Source organism: Streptomyces sp. NBC_00057, assembly GCF_045041165.1.
In the GTDB taxonomy this organism is placed as follows: Bacteria; Actinomycetota; Actinomycetes; order Streptomycetales; family Streptomycetaceae; genus Streptomyces.
In genome coordinates this window covers 8,796,158-8,813,343 of record NZ_CP108256.1, presented here as the reverse complement: position 1 = coordinate 8,813,343, position 17,186 = coordinate 8,796,158, and the positions used below count along the sequence as shown (strand labels likewise).

Here is a 17,186-nt window from a genome sequence, read left to right as displayed (position 1 = left end):
GAGATTGATCATGATCGGCTGGCGCGGTGATCGGCTGCCGCACTAACGCTTCGGCGCGCAGGGTCCGCCTCACGCAGCGCGACGACATCCCGGCGCGAGCCGGGATGTCAGAGGACGGGGCAACACCTCGACAGACGTTAGAACACCTGTACCTCGGCCAGTGAGAGCGCATTCGTGCCGGCGAGTTGCACGCGCACGTACCGACCGGACCGGCTCACGGGGATCGTCGTGGGAGTGCCTGCCTGGGCCGTCTGCTTCGAGGACCAGACACCCGGCGTGGCCAGGGCCTCGTCGAGGGAGTCCGGCAACGGTGTGTCCGACACGATCACGTAGTAGTCGGAGAGCCGCTGTCCGCAGCAGTCCGTGCGGTTCCAAATCGCGATCTTGTTGATTGACTTGCTGGAGCCGAGGTCGACCTGCCACCACGGCTGGGACTGGGGCTCGGAGGTGTGCGTGACCGAGCCGTTCCCCCACACGCCGTCGGTGTTGCCGTCGACGGTGCGGTCGGGTGTGCCGTCGTACGCGGTTGAGGACTGCTGGGCCGGCTTGCGGACGGCGAGGCCGGGGTCGCCGACCGCCGGGTCGACGAAGAGGCCGAGGCCGGCGACGCTCGGCGCGAGCCTGGATTCCAGGATGCGCAGCCGGAGCCTGCTGGTCGTCGTCGGAGCCACGGTGAGCAGCCGCTTGTAGCCCACGGTGGTCCCGGTGCCGATCTCGGTCCAGCGGCCGTCCACCCAGGCGTCGACGGCGAACTTCTCGATGCGCTGACCGACGTCCATGCTCTCCTGGAGCGAGAGGGTGGTGAACCTGCGCGGCTCCGGGAGGTCGAGCACGAGCTCGGCCGGGACGCGACCCGAGCGCGGGGTCCAGTACGTCGACGCGTCGCCGTCGACGACCGTGGCAGTGCTGTGCTCGCCGGTCCTCTCCTTCGGGTCGGCCGAGGTGACGATCGCGCCCGTGGCCAGGTCCTTGCCGAAGATCGTACGGATCGCCTCGCCGAACTCGTGCAGCCGCCGCACGTCGCCGTCAGTGAACTTCCCGCGCCGGTCCGGCGGTACGTTGAGCAGGAGTACGCCGTTGCGGCCGACGGACTTGTTGTAGATGCCGAGCAGCGCGGGGAGCGACTTGATCTGGCTGTCCTGGCTGGTGTGGTAGAACCAGCCGGGCCGGATCGAGACATCGGTCTCGGCGGGGAGCCAGCGCAGGTAGTCGTGGAAGGGGAGGTGCTCGCGTGCGCCGAGCACCTTGCGACAGCAGGGCGTGGTGCCGACCTCGTTGGCGTGGGTGTCGCCGTACATCGGCAGCACGCTCCACTCGGTCTCCCGGCCCACGCCGGTCTCGTTGCCGACCCAGCGGGCGTCGGGACCGGAGTACTCGACCTTGGACTGGGGGCCGGTCTGGATGACGGCCTGGGGCTGGAGTGCGCGGATCATGCGGTGCCAGGTTGCGTAGTCGTGCCGTTCGTGGACGGGAGCGCCGGGGTTCTCGATCTCGACCGGGTTCGCGCCGTCCATCCATACCTCGTCAACCGGTCCGTACTCGGTGAGCAGCTCGTAGAGCTGGTTCTCGTAGTAGCGGTTGTAGTCGTTGCTCACCACGTCGAAGGTGGGCAGCTCGCCGGAGGCCACCTTTTCGGCCCGGCTGTCGTCGCGGACCAGAGTCGGGATGGTGGTCTTCTTCCAGGCGCTGTTGTTGTTGTAGACGCCCTCCTTGTACTGGTGCACGTCCGCCGGCGAGAGATAGAGCGCGGCGCGCAGGCCCTCCGCGCGTGCGGCCTCCACGAACTCACGCACCACATCGCCCTTGCCGCCCTGGTACGGGCTGTTCTTCACCGAGTAGTCCGTGTAGCGCGACGGCCACATGGAAAAGCCCTCATGATGCTTCGCGGTGAAGATCACCAGTTTGAAACCGGCGTCCTTGAGGGCGCGCACCCACTGCCGCGCATCCAGGTCGGTCGGGGCGAACTGCGATGGTGGCACCTCGCCTGATCCCCACTCCACGCCGTCGGCTCCGGCGAAGGTGTTGATCCCGAAGTGGACGAACGCGGTGAGCTCGTCGTTCATCCACTTCTTCTGCCGCTCGCTCGGGACGACGTTGGCCGCCTTGGTTTCGATGTCCTTGGCCGTGTCGCACGGCGAAAGCGTCACGACCTGCCCAGGGCCCTTCGTCTGCCGCTGGGCTGGGCCTTCGAGTCGGAAGTCCGCGCTGGAGAACTCGCCGTCGAAGGTGGACAGCGCGATGCCGTCCAGACCGCCCGCGAAGCCCCGATCCGCGACCGACGGGTTGGCGTCGCGGCCGAAGCCCACCGCATCGGAGTGGCTCGGGGCGGGAGCCCCCAGCTCCACCGCCTTCCCCACCGCGCAGCCGTCGAGGAACAGCCGCAGCGTCGAACGCGTCGCGCTCACCGAGGTGTAGACGAGCGCGACGTGCCGGAACTGCGTCTTCGGAACCACCAGACCCTGGCCGCGCACCGGGGCTGCACCATCGGCGGACATGCCGAACTCGGTCTCGAAGTCGTTGGCGTCCTTGTAGCGGAAGTAAGGTGAGCCGAACAGACTCAGCAGCGTGCCGAGCCGCGGCACATCAGTGCTCCGCTTCACCACTGCCTCGGCGACGAGATTCCTGGTGATGCGTCCGTCGTCGCCGAGCAGCATATCGGGCGTGAAGCGCAGCCCCGACGCGCTGCCGGGCAGCGTCGCCTTTCCCCTGTCAACGCGAACACCGGACCCGTCCCGGGCCAGTGTGCCGCGAACGATCTCGCCTCCCGCGGGGACGTACGACTCCCCCTCGAACGATCCCTTGAAGTCCACCTTGAGCAGTGTCTGCGGGTGCAGGGCCGCCGACCCGGGGCCCGGAGGAGACCCGGCCGCGGCCGGGTCTGCGATAGCTGACGGGACGGACGCCCCGAGAATGAGTGCCGTCACGGCGGCTATCCACCCGGAAACCCTACGCGCCATGTGGCTTCCCCCCAAGGGAGCAACAGGTCTACACCTCGGTCGTTCGCGGGAAGTTAACGCTAACGGCCGGCACCTACTCAGACAAGAGATAGAGATGAGGAGCCGTCATCCCATGACCAGGGGGAGGGTGCTGGACTGCCTCGTGCACCGCCAGGGTGACGACACCGAGATCAGGGCAAGCTGACCGGTCGTGCGGCACCACGCGGCGGCTGGCGTCACCGTCCTGCACGGGGCGGTCCCGGCCCCGCGCACATCGGCAGGCAGGCGGAGCCCGGGCCTGGTGATGGTCGACGGGGCCGGTCCGACCAGGCAGGCCGATCTGCTGGGCGCTGCGGAAGAGTGCGCGAGGCACGGCATACCGGCACTGATCTACGACAAGCGCACCGCCTACACCAACGCCCCTCCGGCCGCGGTCTGCCGCAGAAGGGACCAACCGAGTGGCGAGATCGCCCCGTTGACGCCTTCTCGCGCCGCGTGCTTGCATCCCGCCATGCCGCCGCTGGAGCCTCTGACGCGCCGCCGCGCTGTGGACCTCGGCCGCCTTCCCGGCGCGCCGCCCAGTGCGCCGGCTCGCACTGTCCTCTCCCATGTCTGTCTGCTGTCTCAACGACGAGGAAATCTCATGCCTTCACCCGCCTCCGCCGCCCGCCACGACGAATCCGCCTACGACCGCCGCAGGCTGAGCCAGTGGCTCTCCGGGGACGCCAGAGCGGACGGGGTCACCCGCCGTCGGCTGCTGACCCTGCTCGCCGCGACCGCCGCCGGGGCCGCGCTCCCCCCGCCGTACCTCGCCCACGCCGCCGATCCCACGATTGTCAAGCCGCTGCCGCCCGAGTGGTTCATCCGGCGCGACACCAACGCCGAGACCCGCTGGGAGGCGCTGCGCGGAACCGGCCGCCACACCCCCAACGAACTGTTCTTCGTGCGCAACCACACCGCCACCCCTGTCCTGGACGCCGCCGACTGGCGGCTGAGGCTGTGGGGCAGCGGGCTGCGTGGCGCGCCCCGTGAGGACAGGCCGGTGGAGTTCGGGTACGACGATCTGCGCGCCCTGCCCGCCGTGACCCGTACAGCGTTCGTCGAGTGCGCCGGAAACGGCCGCAGCTACTTCCCGACGCAGCAGGGCGAGACGGTCACCGGCACCCCGTGGACGCTGGGGGCGATCGGCGTCGCGCGCTGGCGCGGGGTGCGCCTGGCCGACGTCCTGCGCAAGGCCGGGCTGTCCTCGTACGCCGTGGATGTGCAGCCGCGCGGTCTGGACGCCGAGTTCTTCAGCGGCGGCGAGAACCTCGGGCGGGTACGCCGTCCGCTGCCGCTGGCCAAGGCGCTGGACGATGTGCTGCTGGCGTACGAGATGAACGGCGAGCCGCTTCCGTACGACCACGGGTATCCGGTGCGGGTGCTGGTGCCGGGGTGGGTGGGGATCGCGTCGATCAAGTGGGTCGGCGACATCGAGGTGTCCACGCAGCCGCTCTACTCGCCCTGGAACACCATCTTCTACCGTCTGTTCGGCCCCGCATACCCGGAGGAGGGCAGCGCGCCGCTGACCCGGCAGGTGGTCAGGAGCGCTTTCGAGCTCGGGAGCGGGGCGAGGTTCACGGTGGGGGAGGGACAGGTGCTGCACGGCCGGTCTTGGTCGGGCGCGGGGGCCATCGCGCGGGTCGATGTCAGCACCGACGGCGGGGCGAGCTGGCGGCCCGCCCGCCTCCACGACCGGCCCCGTGCCGGCACCTGGACCCGCTGGTCCCTGACCTGGAAGCCCGACACAGTCGGCGACACTCACCTCCTGGCCCGCGCCACCGACACGGCCGGCCACACCCAGCCGGACACCGCCGTGGCCAACACGCAGGGCTTTCTGTTCGACGCAGTGGTGCGTCACCCGGTGACCGTGATCTGACCACCATCACCGCTGGCAGTTCACTCCCGGCCGGGCGTAGGCCTGCGGCCAGTACGCGACCGGCCGGTAGTGGTCCCGGGCGATGACCAGCACCCGCGAGGTCTGGTCCTCGGTCAGGCCCTCGGTGAGAACGGCCCTCTTCGAATTTAGAGCTTGCGCAGATAGGTACGATGGAGCATCCCGGGAGTACAACAGGCACAGGGCCTAGCGATCATGGATTTACGACGCTTTGTGATCACCGGGAGACCTGTGCCTGCACTGCCATCATGGCTGACCGAACCCCTCTGGGACCAATTCGCGGTGCTGCTGCCACAACGGCCGGTCTACGATCCGGCCCACCCGCTCGGCTGCCACCGCCCGCGGATCAGCGACTGGATCATTTTCGACAAGCTGCTGCAGCTCCTGCGGTTCGGCTGCTCCTACGAAGCCATAGCGGACACCACCTGCTCGGCCACCACGATCCGCAACCGCCGTGACGAGTGGATCCGACTGGGCGTCTTCGCCCGGTTCCGGCACATCGCCTTGGACGCGTACGACCGCATCGTCGGCCTCGTCCTGGACCAGATCGCCATCGATGGATCGATCACCAAAGCGCCCGGAGGCGGCGAGGTCGCCGGGCGCTCCCCGGTCGACCGGGGCAAACAGGGCCTGAAACGCTCAGGTATGACGGACGGTTGCGGTATCCCGCTGGGCCGTGTACTGGCCGGAGCGAACTGTCACGACTCCCCCGCTGCTCGCCTCGACCCTGGACCTGCTGGACGGCCTCGGATCGCTGCCCGACGACATCACCGTGCACCTGGACGCCGGCTACGACTCGGGCAAGACCCGCACCACCCTCGACGAACGCGGACTACGAGGCCGGATCGCGTGCAAGGGCGAGAAGGCCCCCATCCAGGCCACCCAGCGCTGGCACGTAGAGCGCACGCATGCCTGGCAGAACGCCTTCCACCGGCTCGCACGCTGCTACGAACGCCGCACCAGCGTCATCAACGCCTTCTTCGACTTGGCCGATGCCATCATCACCGTGCGTAGCCTCATCCGCCGCGCCTGGACCACCTACCGCTGGGACGACCGCCCCACCCGGCGGCCATGATCCCACGCCCATCTGCGCGAGCTCTAAGCTTCGAATATCCGCCCCTAAAGGGCAAGGCCGTGAAGTTACGGTCCGGGATCCGACGTCAAGATGTCGATGCTGATGAGCTGCTGAAACAGACCCCGACGATGCCGGCGACGGTGATCGCGGAGCGGATCGGCTGGGAGCGCGGGCTCGCGGTGTTCACAGCGACGTATCCGTGGGAGTGGACGCCTGAGGACGTCGAGGCGTACTTCTCGCACCAGTCGTCGGGCGACTCTCCGCTGGCGCACTCAACGGTGCGCGGTCAGCAGGGCGACCTCCAGATGTTCTGTGCGTTCATCGTCGACGGCCGGTACGGGTGGGCCGCCGCCTGCGAGGAGGCGTTCGGGCAGGTCCCGGCGCAGGTCTGCCATGACTGGAACACCGCCAATCACGTGGCGGAGTTCGAGGGCCGGCCCGGTCGGCGCGCGCTGACTCCGACGAGCTGCAGGCGCTCTTCGACGCCGACGACGACCTGGTCGAGCAGAAGCGCAAGCGTCGCCGCAAGGGTGTCCTGGCCGCGTGGCGGGACGCGGTGATGCTCAAGCAGGTCTACGCGTACGGCACCCGGCGGCGTGAGACGTCGATGCTGGACCTGCAGGACCTGCGGCACAACCCGCGGGCGAAGGGGTACGGCCGGTTCGGCGCGCTGGAGGTGCGGTTCGGCAAGGCCTCGCGCGGCAGCCCGCCCAAGCGACGCACGGTGCTCACGGTGCCGGAGGTCGACTGGATCGTCCCCGACACTGACCTGCCCCTGGATGTCCACGCCGCCGGATCCTTCCTCCTGCTGTTCGGCCAGCACCTCGCACGGGTCACGGCCCTGCCCACCGCTGCTCTGAGCGCGGTGGACGGCCACACGGTGCTCGTCCTGGACCGCACCCCGACCCGTCTGCCCGAACCCCTCGCCCGCCTCTTGGCTGAACTCGCGGACCAACCCCCGCCCTCTGGCTGGGCCGCGAACTCACCCCACCGGTGGCTCTTCCCTGGCACCCGGCCAGCACGTCTCCGGTGCCGTTCTCGCCCGGCGTTTGGCCGCCCACCACATCCCCATCCGGCCGGCCCGCACCACCGCGTTGGTCCAGCTCGCCCAGGACCTGCCGCCCGCTGTCCTCGCCCCCATGCTCGGCCTACACGTCATCACCGCCCAGCAGTGGCGCCGACGCGCCGCCACCGACTGGAGTGCTTACCTCGAAGCCCGCCGGACCGGAACACCCGGCTGATTAACGACGGCGCAGGTCAACCCCGGGCAACCGGCACACCGCTCTCCAGGTGACGGGACGCTACCCAGCGGGCCCGAACCGGGCAGGGCCTCAGAACGGGGGATCGTCGTGCCAGGTGCCGTCCGACTGCTCGGGCGGCCGGGGGGCGCGCCGTTGGAGGACGGCCAGGGCATCCTCGACGCGGCCGAGGTCGATGAGGTAGCCGGCCAGGTCATGGCTGTTCGCGGAGGCGTGCTGTTGGAGGACGGCGACGGCCTCCTTGGTGCGTCCGGCGCCGGCGAGCAGCTCGGCGATGTGCGGCGCCGCGTACGAGGTGGCGCCCTCGGGGTGGGAGCGGGCCTGTGCGATCGCTTCGTCGACGCCGTCGCGGGCGGCGATCAGCGGCAGCCGTATCCAGTACAGGTCCCACTCCTCCTCGCCCCCGCGGGCGGCGGCGAGGGCGTCGAGGTGCGCCAGGCCGTCCTCGGGGCGGCCCTGGTCGAGGTACAGGTCGGACAGGGTATGGAGGATCCAGTCGTCCCCGTTTCGGGCGTCGGCCTGGACGCGCATCACGTCGATCGCTTCGTTCCCCCGGCCGTGCCGGGCCAGGAACTGCGCAAGCTCGAAAGCCGAATTGGGGTCGTGGGCCACGGGTCCATCGGCCTGCCGGTATGCCGCGATCGCCCCCTCCACGTCGCCGCACTCCTCCAGCAACCTCGCGAGCCGTTGTACGGCGTACCCCGAGTCATCAGTCGCCGCAGCTGCCCGAAACTCGTCGAGCCGGCCGTGCCGTGCCAGCAGCGCGGCCAGTTGCTCACGGTTCTTGAGCAGCGTGGTACTGCCGGTGCGCAGCAGGGCGATCGCCTCGTCGGTGCGGCCCTGGCGCTCGCGGATCGTGGCGAGCAGCCCGATCGCCGTGTCGCGATCGAGGCCTCGGCAGCACCACGGGAAGTCGGAACACCAGTGCTCGGTCCGGGCGGCGAGCAGCGCGGCGGCTTCCTCGTCGCGGCCGGCGGCGGCCGCGACGTCGACCAGCGCCACGGCGAGGGATAGCTCGCCGATGTGCGGGCGCAGCAGGGTGAACGCCTCCTCGGCGCGGCCGTGCCGGGCGAGTAGGCGCGTGTAGGACTCCAGCGCCATCGGGTGTCCAGCCTCCATGCGGACCCGGGTGATCTCGATCGCCTCGTCGCCCCGGCCCCAGCCCTCCAGCAGCTCGGCCGCGGCTACAACGGCCGTCCACCAGCCAGTTGCCAGGTACGGGGCAAGCACCTCCAATGCGTCGGCCTGCCGGCCCTGCTCACCCAGCAACCGCGCCCACGCCAGCGCGCAGAACCACTCCCCGCGTCCGGCCTGCAGCTCCACCACGTCGACGTGGCCGCGTTCGAGCAGCCGTGAGACCAGCTCCGGCGGGATGCAGCCGGACCGCGTCCGGGCCCGGTAGTCGAGATCAGTAGCGTCCACGGCCACGCACCATAGCGCTCGCCGCTGACACCTTGCCGACACCCCCGGCAGTTTCGAATACAGCGCGGTTGGAATGACGCTCCCCGCCAGTCGGGGCATCGAAGTGGGATGCCGACCGGCGCGAGCAGTACGCGAATGACCTCGACGCCGAACGCCCCCTGGTCGCCGTCACCGCGAAGACCAACAGGAGCAAGGCTGACCGGGATCCGGCTGAGTGGCTCCCGTCGGCCGCGTCCGCCCAGTGCACGTACGGCGCCGACTGGGTTGGGACGAAGCTGCGCTGGAAGCTCACTGCGGACGACAAGGAGCGGGCCGCCCTGGAGAAGCTCGCCAAGGGCTGCGCGGACACCGTCGTGAAGTACGAAGTCGCCCTGTAGCCCGGACCGATGTCAGTGGTCGGTGCGATCCTGCCCGCATGGACGAGCTGATGCAGCGCAGGGTGCACGGCGCCGACCACGACGACCCCGACCCTGGCCCGCAGCCCGGCCACGAATACGTCGAACTGGTCGGCGGCGCACTGGACGGGCTTTGACGTCACCGGCTGGACGGCCGAGGAACGCGCGACCGGGGCCATGCTGATCACGGAGATCGGCGCCTACGGTCCCGGCGGCCGAGCCGAGTACGAGCCCAGGCCGGGCACCCCGGAAAAGTGGGACTGGCAGGGAGATGTGCCGTAGCACCCCGGCTCACCGCATTCGGATCACGGTGAGGGTCCCGTGTCGGTCCGACCCGGCCAGCACCTCGACAACCAGGTCGGTCTCCACCCGCGTGTACGTCTCCCCCTGTGCCCTGCGGTCTCCCACCACGGTCGAACTGGTCAGGGCAGACCCGATACGTGCCGCGAGAACGGGCTCCAGCCGGGCCGACAACCGGACCGGACCGCCCTCGTCCCCCACCGCGAGCGCCAGGTGGTGCGGCCGGAGCCGCGGCCCCGTGAACCCGAGCACCAGGGCGTCGACCGTGTCCGCGTGCCTGACCTTCACCCACCCGCCGCGGCGCCCTGACCGGTAGCTGGCACCGGCCCGTTTCGCGACGATCCCCTCAATCCCCTGCTCCTGGAGCGCCTCGTACCAGTGCAAGGCCACCTCTCGGTCGTCCGTGGCCGGTACGGGCTGGATCGGCGGCCCCACGTCGGCGAGCAGCTCCAGCAGGTAGGCGCGGCGCTCCATGTACGGGCGGCTGCGGAGGTCTCCGATCGCAGGGTCAGGGTGCTGGATCACGTCCCAGCAGGCGTATGAGGCTGGGTGCCGGGCCGCCAGGGCACGGGCCCGGGTGACGCAGGACGCGGCCCGGGACTGCGCGGCTGCGAAGTCCAGCCGGCCGTCCCGCCAGATCACCGCTTCCCCATCCAGCACCGTGCCCGGCCGCAGTTCCATGCCGGCGACGGCGAGGTCCATCCAGTGCTGGGTGACGATCCGACCGGACCGGGCGTACAAGAACACGGTCTCGTCGGTGCGGCGCAGCACAGTCCTGTGCCCGTCGAACTTCGGTTCATACCACCAGCCCGGCCCGTCAGGCAGGGTCGGCACCGCCTGGGCCAGCGCCACTTTGATCGGGAACTCCACACGCTCAGCCTGCGAGCCCTGGGTCCCGGTAGCTCGCCGGGCGGTCCGTACGGCCTACCCGTCCACCAGCCCCGCCTCCGGGGTGCAGATCTGGCAGGCCTCGATGTCCGGCTCACCCAACGCGATCAGAGCCTCCTGCGGTTGACCCCCGCAGCTGCCACCGAAGAGGCACCGGGCCCGCCTGTAGCGGGCGGGCGCCCCTGCTCTCGTAAATGACCTGGCTCTGTTCGCGAAGAATGGGTTCTGGCTCACTTTCCGTGGAGCAAGCACGCTGAGTGACGGCTGACGCTCGGATCGGCCTCCGGGAGGTTGCATTAACTGGAGGTGTTCGGTGCGCGGAAAGGGCGAGACGAGTTGGCGACGTGCGAGGCATGGGTCCTGGAAGTTCTGGGAGCGGTGAAGCGGCCGGGGTGGAGTAAGGTTTTCGCCGGGTCGACCGGGCCCTGGCGGTTCCCATGCAGGTGGGCCCAGGTGGTGCGCACCCCCGGTGGGGACGTTCCCCACATCACGCTGGACCGCACCGCATCGAGGATCAGCCTTTGACTCCGTACTCCCTGGCGTTCTACGTGGACGTCGTCACCACCGGCACCTTGCTCGGCGTGGGCCCCGCGGATTCTCCCGACCACGTCACCAAGGTCCTTGGGTCGGACTTCGGTGAGAACACCTTCGGCGACCGCAGCATGTTCCGTGACTACGGCCTCGCCGAGTTCTACTGGGACCGCGCTTCCGCCGACCACCCCTGGTCGGGCCACCACTTCACCCTGCAGGTGCACCGGCTCGCGTACCGGGACCGCACCCTCGTGAACGACACGCTTCGCGCCCGGTACGGGCGGTTCACTCCCAGGCTTCGGTTCGAAAAGCTGCAACGCCTACTGGAGCGGCGCGGTGTCCCCCTGTTGGAGATCCCGGAAATCCCGGCGAACGCCCCGTATTTCCGTACTTTCTGGCAGCCCGATTCCCATGTGGCCGTCTCCGTCATAGGCACCTACGGCGAGTACAGCACGCCGGACAATCTGCGGGTCGGCGACGTGTACAGCCTCGGGGCCCCGATGGCTGCCGAGGAAGTGGAGTGGCGGAGGGCGCGGGTCGGTTAGCACAGGGGTGGGCGGGGGCTTGCCAATTTCGCGCAGCTTCCTGGAGCCCTGTCCCATTGCACAGCTTGAGTCACGAGAGCAGGGCTCGCTTGCGGAGGAGTTGGAAGCCGGCCCGGCCGAACATTTGGCGCTTGAGCATCTTGATTCGGTTGACGTTTCCTTCGACGACGCCGGAGTTCCAGGGCAGGGTGAGGCCGGCTATGACGGCGTCGAGCCACTGCGGCAGCCGTTCGCCTTGGCGCTCGGTGAGCGTCTGGCCGAAGGACCGGACGTGACCGGTGAGGGCGTCGAGTTCGGGGCAGTGGACCAGGACGGCCTTGAGTCGAAGGTGGTCGGTCTCTGTGAGGGTCTCGGGTCGGCGGAGGATCCATCCGGCGACGACGCGGGGTGACGGTGGCCGAGCGGTGACGGGGCCGGGAGAGAGCCGCTTCTCCCGGAAGCAGGCGCGAACCCGCTGGTAGCTGCCCTGGTAGCCGAGCGGCACAATCTCCTCCCACACCGTCCATGCGTTCGTGCAGCCTTGGTTCCAGCGGTCATCCAGGTAGGGCTTGAAAGCGTCGAGCTTGGACGGCCGACCCTTGCCACTGCCCGCGGAAGAGTTCCTCCGGGGCGGCTGCGTCGGCGAAGAGCTTGACGGTGCGGTAGGTCATGCGGAGCTGGCGGCCGATCGCCCTCCGGCTGAGCCCGGCGGCCAGCAGTTCGTGGAGGGTCGCATGTTTGGCGCGGGTGCGGTCGGCGAAACGATGTCCCGTAGGCCAGGGCGAGCCGGACGGGTCTTCGAACTTCTCCGGCTCGGGGGCAGGCTGGGCTGGATCTGGAGCCGGCACCCGCAGGCATCCACGGTGGTCTGCGACACAACGCTCGGCGGCTTCGCTCAGGTTGTGCCAAAGGTGCCATCTGTCCGCCACCTGCACCGCCTGGGGCGCCCCTGCGGTGGCGCCCTCGGCGAAGAACGGTGCCCGATCGCGGCATACGACCTCCACCGTGGGCCGCTTCGCGAGCCAAGCGGCCAGGCTGGAGGCCTCCCGGTGAAGACTCTCGCCATGCGGGCACCAGCCCGACCGGCGAGCGCGAGGCCGACCGCGGCCAGCGTCGATCGCAGGCGCTCGGTCCGCCGGCCGTACCGACGGGTCAACCCCGGCATCTGCTCGGCGCAGGTCCGCCGCCCGCACGAGATGACCGGGCAGAGGAACCGGCGGACGCGTAAACAAAGGATGACCCGTCTGCCCCACTGGTCCGCAGTCAGGGCAGACGGACCCGGCCACCGTGCTCCGGGCCTCGATGCGTACCGCCTCGTCGTTCACGTCGACCGACAGCACCGCCACGTCCGCGATCGACGGGAACAGTAACTCTTCCAGCCGGAGCACTACTTCTTCCACAGGCCGAACTGTCAGCCACACCGCACTGGGGGCAGATCATTTTCAGGCAGCTTCCCCAGAGCCCGCTCGCCCGACGCCGCTTCTTCGCCTCGGCGGCGCGGCGGGTGGCCTCGCGCAGTGCTTCGGGCCGCATGACCACACCCTTGCCGTCGACCTGGATGACCAGCGGCATGTCGGCCGTGCACGGGGAGGCGATCTCGTGGTGGCAGAAGGCGTCGATGTCGCGGGCGGCCTCCACGACCAGGCTCTTCGCGCGGCGTTTGCCCAGCACCGGCCCGCACCACTCCCCGATCGCCTCGACGGCCTGGTCGAAGGAGGAACGGATCGCTTCGCGGACCGCGAGGCGTTTAATGCCGTGGCTGTGCCGCCCGCGCGGCAGTGACAGTGCCACGTCGGCCGGGTGCACGTTCGGCCGGCCTCGGCTCCGCCAGGCGCACCGCATCACGGTGACCTTGCCGAACAGGCAGGTCAGCTGCCGGACATGCTCGGTTTCGCGGTGCGGCCGCAGCTCTCCGTCCGCTCCCACGACTGTCTGGGGTGGCGGGTCGTGGTCCTCTCGCAGGGCACGCAGGTCGAGGTGGTCCTGGAAGAAGCGGCGCAGGATCTCCCGGCCCTCGGCCTCGATCAGGTGTTCCACCGCGGCATGGTCCAACTCCGCGGTCTCGGGTGCCGACAGCCGTACTGCCAGCGGCTTGGCCGCCTCCATCGAGCAGGCAAACGGGTCAGGCACGTTGCCTGTGTCGTAGCATTCCATCCGGGCTCTTCTTTCCGCACTTCGAATCGGTTGGCACCATCGAATGTAGGAAGAAGAGCCCCTTGAACACTGGAAGTTGGCCTATCCCGCCGACCCGGACACCGTCCGGCGGGCCGAGGAGGTAAACAGTCCCGGCCTCTCCTCGTCCAGCCAGTCCCGCTCGACCAGCCGTTTCGGTTTCGACCGCGTCCCCTCGATCTTCGACGTCTGCGCGGGGCCGATCCGAGGGACGATCTGCTTCGCCTGCACCGGCCCCGGCGCATCGTCGACCACGTCCACGATGTCACGGTAGACCGGCGGGAGATCCGCACTGGTCATCCCCTCCCGCCAGACGGTGACGGTCTGCACTCCGACCACCCGGCCCCCGCCCACAGGCTCGACCTCAGAAAGGAGCCGCACCCTATGCCGTTCCCGGATGCGTACGCGCACTCCGTACAGCCTCGCCCACCTCAGTCGTACCTCTGCCCGAAAGGCAGCACCGAGCGGGTCCGGGCAGGAGCGGTCCGCCCGCTAGCCCCGGCGTGAACACCGCGGACAGCGGGCGGAGTTGAACGACTACTCGTAGTCAAGCCGGGTGGCGAGTTCTCCCGCCTCCCACATCTCATGGACGCGCTTCAGGCATTCCTTGTCGGACTCCACTTCGTCCGCAAGGCGGAGGCCGATGATGTTGTTGGCCTCGTCCGCCTTGTTGTCCGCATCGGACCCGGGGAGGTCCTTCTCGTGTGCTTCGGCCATCTGCTTTGCGAAGGTTTCCCCGAGCCTCTTCTTGAGCAGGCACTGCCAGTACACATGGCGGATGGAGTTCTGCATCTCCGCGTCCGTCATCTGTCCGGTTTCCGTGTACACGTCTTTGTGCACTCCGAGCCATCGGACGATGTTGGCCGGGTACTTGAGGGCCACTCGGGCCTCTCCCCCGGAAATGTTCTTGCCGATCAGATACAAGTACTTCCTCAGCGCGGAAGGACCTTCCTTCATGAGATCCTTCGCGACCTTGTTGAGGATGCCCGCGGCGTCGGAGAGGTTTTCCGCGACGCCGGCCTTGCTGGTTCCCAAGTGCGCGATTACGGAGAGGCCTGCTCCGGCAGTGGCGACGGCCAGCCGGTAGGAGAGGGCGAGTTCGGGGGCAAGTACCCAGACGGCCGCGGTACCCACGAACGCCGCGACGCTGACCCAGCTGATGTCCCGAGATTCGAGGCCCTTCCATACGTGGAGTTTCCGGCGGGCCTCCACCATGGTGTCGAAGACGTCCGCACTCGGCACGGTGTTGCATTCGCAGCAAAACTCGGCGTCCCTGGTCACGCTCATCGACATGGTCCAGTCGCCGGCCTGCGGGTTCTCGACGATCAGGCACTGGATCGAGTCGCCGGACATCTTGACGAGTTTGCCGTCCTCGTCGATGTCCTCGTCACAGGCGTTCCCGTCGGGATCCGTGACGGTCATGACGACACCCTCGGGGAAATCAACCGAGTCGTCGTCCTTCGTGATCACCGAGTAGAGGAAGGGCGTGTCCTCACCGACGGTCATCGTGTTCGTCAGGTTGAACCGTTCCACGTTGTCCAGACCGTCCAGGGACGGAAGAGTGTCGACCTGGCAGTACATGCAGTCGTTGTCGCCCTTGACCTGCCCCGTGAACGCGGGGATGGGGTTCAGCTCGTCACTGACGTCGAAAATGCCCCAGAGTCCGCCGGCTCCCTTGTCCTCGATTTTTGTCGGCTCGTCGAAGTACTGGCCTGCGATGAGCGCCGGGGTCTGCTTTGCGGCCTCTTTCCAGTCGTCGCTGAGGGAGAGCCCCCAAAGGCGCGAGGCGTACCGCGTGTACCCGTCGGGCGCCCCGCCCTTCTTCTCCACGTGCCCCCAGAACCAGTCCGGCACGTCGTCATTGTCGAGGACGTCGAACTCGCCCCAGAGTCCGAGGGCGCCCTTGTCCACGATGCGGGTCGGCCGGTTGAAGTACTGCCTCTTGACCACGGCCGGGCAGTTCTGGGCGACGCTCTTCCAGTCCGCGTCGTCGGGAATGTTCCACAGCCGCGCCGAGAACTGCCGCTTGCCGTTGTCTTTGGTGCCGTCGTCCTGGAACTGCAGTTCGCCGGCCGCGTGTCCCAGGAAGCCGATGGAGTCCCACAGGTAGGAATTCGCCACCGGGACCGGCGGATCGGTGATGGGCGAGGGCTCGGTGACGGGGTTGCCAGAGGCATGGTAAAGGGCCTGGATGATGCCGTTGCCGTCTTCCCAGACATCATTGGAGAGTTCCCAGATGATGACGCCCTGCGCGCCCACGTCCTTGAGGAACTTCAGTTTGGTGACGGCGGTGTCCGGGGTCTCGAAATAGATGTTGTGGGCGTACGGGTACTCGCCCGGAGGTAGGGGTTCAGCGAGCTTGGGGCGGGGCGTTTTCCCGTCCACCTTGATGTTCGCGTCCTTGGCCTTGAGGGCGTCCGGGAACTCGTCCAGGATTTCCTTGTACCGCAGCACCTTGTAGCCCGGGGGCACTTCACCGGTGAGGTCGTCCGGCTCCTTGGCCGCGGCGAAGTCGTAGCCGTAGACGGGCACTCCGGCCGCGATCTTGCCGCGGTCCACGCCCTGTCCCGCTCCCTGCCAGTTCAGGAAGAGCGGATTCGTCCAGTACCAGAGGCAGTCCTCCACTGACAGGATCGGATTGTTCTCCAGGACGTCGCTGTCCGGGGCGTTCGGATCGGTGTTCGCCCCGGCTTCCGGCCAGCCGCCCTGCTGTTCGTCGAGGTACGACTCCAGATAGACGTCCGCCTCACGGATCTTCGCCGTCTTCTTCCCGCGAATCTTGTGCAGCGCGGAATGCGGGCCTACCGGGGACTTGTCCCACGACCCGGTGAGGTCGTAGGTCATCACGCCGATCCAGTCGAGGTGTTCGGCCATGTCCGGGTCGTAATTGTTCCCGTACCACGAGGTGCCGAAGACAGCTGCCGACACGACCTTGTCGGGCATGGCCTCCTTCAGCCTCTTGGCGAGCAACGTCAGACCCCGCCCCGCGGGATGCGGCCCGTCACTCTTCATCCGGCCGCCCTGGTCGTCCTGGCCGGGCCGGCCCCACCAGCACTCCAGGTCGAGGTCGACGCCGTCCAGGTCGTTGTGGGTGACGTAGTCCACGACGTTACGCACGGTCTGGTCGAGCTTCGGCGATACCGGGTCGTTCCCGATCGCCGTCATCAGGTCCAGGAAGGCGAAGTCGTTCGCACCGCCGAGGGCGACCATGATCTTGGTCCCGTACGGGTCCGCGGCCATGTGTACGTCCGGGAGAATGGCACTGATCTCCCGAACCGAGGCGGAGTCGAATTCCCCGGCGTTCTCTTCACTGAACGTCAAGAATGCGATGAGGCCGTGCGTAATGCATTTGTACATCGCCCCGTTACCGTAGTCGAAGCCTTCATCCTTCCGCCAGGTAGGGATGTAGGCAATGACTTTCGTCCGCTCGGTCTCCTTGTGCGGGGTCTGGTCATACAACTCGTCGAAGTGGCGCCAGCCGTTCTCGTTGGGGCTCCCCACCCCCGGTTCCGAGGCCCAGAATGCGGCACGGAAAATATTACCCTTGTGTTTGACTACGGCCCCTGTCTGGTAACCCTCTGGCTTCGACTTCCACTCGGGTACGTCGGGGTAATCCGAAGAAAGGCTCACTGAAACTCATGCTCCCTGGTGTGGTGTTCGTGCGGTCATGTCCACTCAACCGGAGACTCCCTCCCCATCCCAGACCAGATTCAGCCCCGCCGTCGGCTGTGAAGAGAGTCTCGGCTGG

Annotated in this window: 12 protein-coding genes and 4 pseudogenes; 7 read left to right on the top strand and 9 right to left on the bottom strand. The window is 68.3% G+C overall.

Features of this window, described 5'->3' with window-relative positions:
* Positions 1-137 precede the first annotated feature (137 nt).
* Positions 138-2,924, bottom strand: a complete 2,787-nt coding sequence (locus OG953_RS41575) for an alpha-L-fucosidase (protein ID WP_405691140.1) — start codon at positions 2,922-2,924, stop codon at positions 138-140.
* Positions 2,925-3,579: 655 nt separating this feature from the next.
* On the opposite strand from OG953_RS41575, the gene OG953_RS41570 reads away from it, so the two are divergent.
* The 4 genes and pseudogenes from OG953_RS41570 to OG953_RS41555 all read left to right on the top strand — a co-directional run bounded on the left by OG953_RS41570 (position 3,580) and on the right by OG953_RS41555 (position 7,188).
* Positions 3,580-4,854 carry a sulfite oxidase gene (locus OG953_RS41570; RefSeq protein WP_405691138.1) on the top strand — a complete coding sequence of 425 codons (1,275 nt, stop codon included), beginning with the start codon at positions 3,580-3,582 and terminating at the stop codon, positions 4,852-4,854.
* A gap of 249 nt (positions 4,855-5,103) precedes the next feature.
* Positions 5,104-5,947, top strand: a pseudogene (locus tag OG953_RS41565) (IS5 family transposase).
* A gap of 128 nt (positions 5,948-6,075) precedes the next feature.
* The gene (locus OG953_RS41560) at positions 6,076-6,507 is read left to right on the top strand and encodes a hypothetical protein (protein WP_405692514.1); all 432 of its coding nucleotides are present in this window, start codon (positions 6,076-6,078) and stop codon (positions 6,505-6,507) included.
* A gap of 489 nt (positions 6,508-6,996) precedes the next feature.
* Entirely contained in the window at positions 6,997-7,188 is a 192-nt protein-coding gene (locus OG953_RS41555) for a hypothetical protein (RefSeq protein WP_405691136.1), read from the top strand.
* 90 nt (positions 7,189-7,278) lie between these two features.
* Here OG953_RS41555 and OG953_RS41550 read toward each other — a convergent pair whose 3' ends face one another.
* Positions 7,279-8,628 (bottom strand): tetratricopeptide repeat protein, encoded by a 1,350-nt coding sequence (locus tag OG953_RS41550; RefSeq protein WP_405691135.1) that lies wholly within the window; start codon positions 8,626-8,628, stop codon positions 7,279-7,281.
* A 92-nt stretch (positions 8,629-8,720) separates the two neighbouring features.
* On the opposite strand from OG953_RS41550, the pseudogene OG953_RS41545 reads away from it, so the two are divergent.
* A pseudogene (locus OG953_RS41545) lies at positions 8,721-9,005 on the top strand (HNH endonuclease); the annotation flags it as partial.
* A gap of 38 nt (positions 9,006-9,043) precedes the next feature.
* A pseudogene (locus tag OG953_RS41540) lies at positions 9,044-9,305 on the top strand (hypothetical protein).
* A gap of 9 nt (positions 9,306-9,314) precedes the next feature.
* Here the strand turns inward: OG953_RS41540 and OG953_RS41535 are convergent.
* Entirely contained in the window at positions 9,315-10,193 is an 879-nt protein-coding gene (locus tag OG953_RS41535; protein WP_405691133.1) for a DNA ligase, read from the bottom strand.
* Between the two features lie 539 nt (positions 10,194-10,732).
* Between OG953_RS41535 and OG953_RS41530 the strand changes: the two genes are divergently transcribed.
* A complete protein-coding gene (locus OG953_RS41530) occupies positions 10,733-11,287 on the top strand; it encodes a hypothetical protein (protein ID WP_405691131.1) in 555 nt (184 codons plus the stop codon).
* A 70-nt stretch (positions 11,288-11,357) separates the two neighbouring features.
* Here the strand turns inward: OG953_RS41530 and OG953_RS41525 are convergent, their stop codons facing one another.
* The 6 genes and pseudogenes from OG953_RS41525 to OG953_RS41500 form a co-directional block, all read right to left on the bottom strand.
* Positions 11,358-11,786, bottom strand: coding sequence for a hypothetical protein (locus tag OG953_RS41525; RefSeq protein WP_405692511.1), 429 nt, complete (start codon positions 11,784-11,786; stop codon positions 11,358-11,360).
* 34 nt (positions 11,787-11,820) lie between these two features.
* Positions 11,821-12,114, bottom strand: a complete 294-nt coding sequence (locus OG953_RS41520) for a hypothetical protein (RefSeq protein ID WP_405692509.1) — start codon at positions 12,112-12,114, stop codon at positions 11,821-11,823.
* 78 nt (positions 12,115-12,192) lie between these two features.
* Positions 12,193-12,270 (bottom strand): annotated as a pseudogene (locus OG953_RS41515) (hypothetical protein); the annotation flags it as partial.
* 259 nt (positions 12,271-12,529) lie between these two features.
* The gene (locus OG953_RS41510; protein WP_405691130.1) at positions 12,530-13,396 is read right to left on the bottom strand and encodes a hypothetical protein; all 867 of its coding nucleotides are present in this window, start codon (positions 13,394-13,396) and stop codon (positions 12,530-12,532) included.
* 105 nt (positions 13,397-13,501) lie between these two features.
* Complete coding sequence (locus tag OG953_RS41505; protein ID WP_405691128.1) at positions 13,502-13,819, bottom strand: hypothetical protein; 318 nt, start codon at positions 13,817-13,819, stop codon at positions 13,502-13,504.
* A gap of 156 nt (positions 13,820-13,975) precedes the next feature.
* Positions 13,976-16,939: a glycoside hydrolase family 18 protein gene (locus tag OG953_RS41500; protein WP_405691127.1), complete on the bottom strand. Its 2,964-nt coding sequence runs from the start codon at positions 16,937-16,939 to the stop codon at positions 13,976-13,978.
* Positions 16,940-17,186: the final 247 nt, after the last annotated feature.

Excerpts from the sequence above, each read along its gene's own strand:
- OG953_RS41570 (WP_405691138.1), top strand. The coding sequence starts at position 3,580 with ATGCCTTCACCCGCCTCCGCCGCCCGCCACGACGAATCCGCCTACGAC.
- OG953_RS41560 (WP_405692514.1), top strand. The coding sequence starts at position 6,076 with ATGCCGGCGACGGTGATCGCGGAGCGGATCGGCTGGGAGCGCGGGCTC.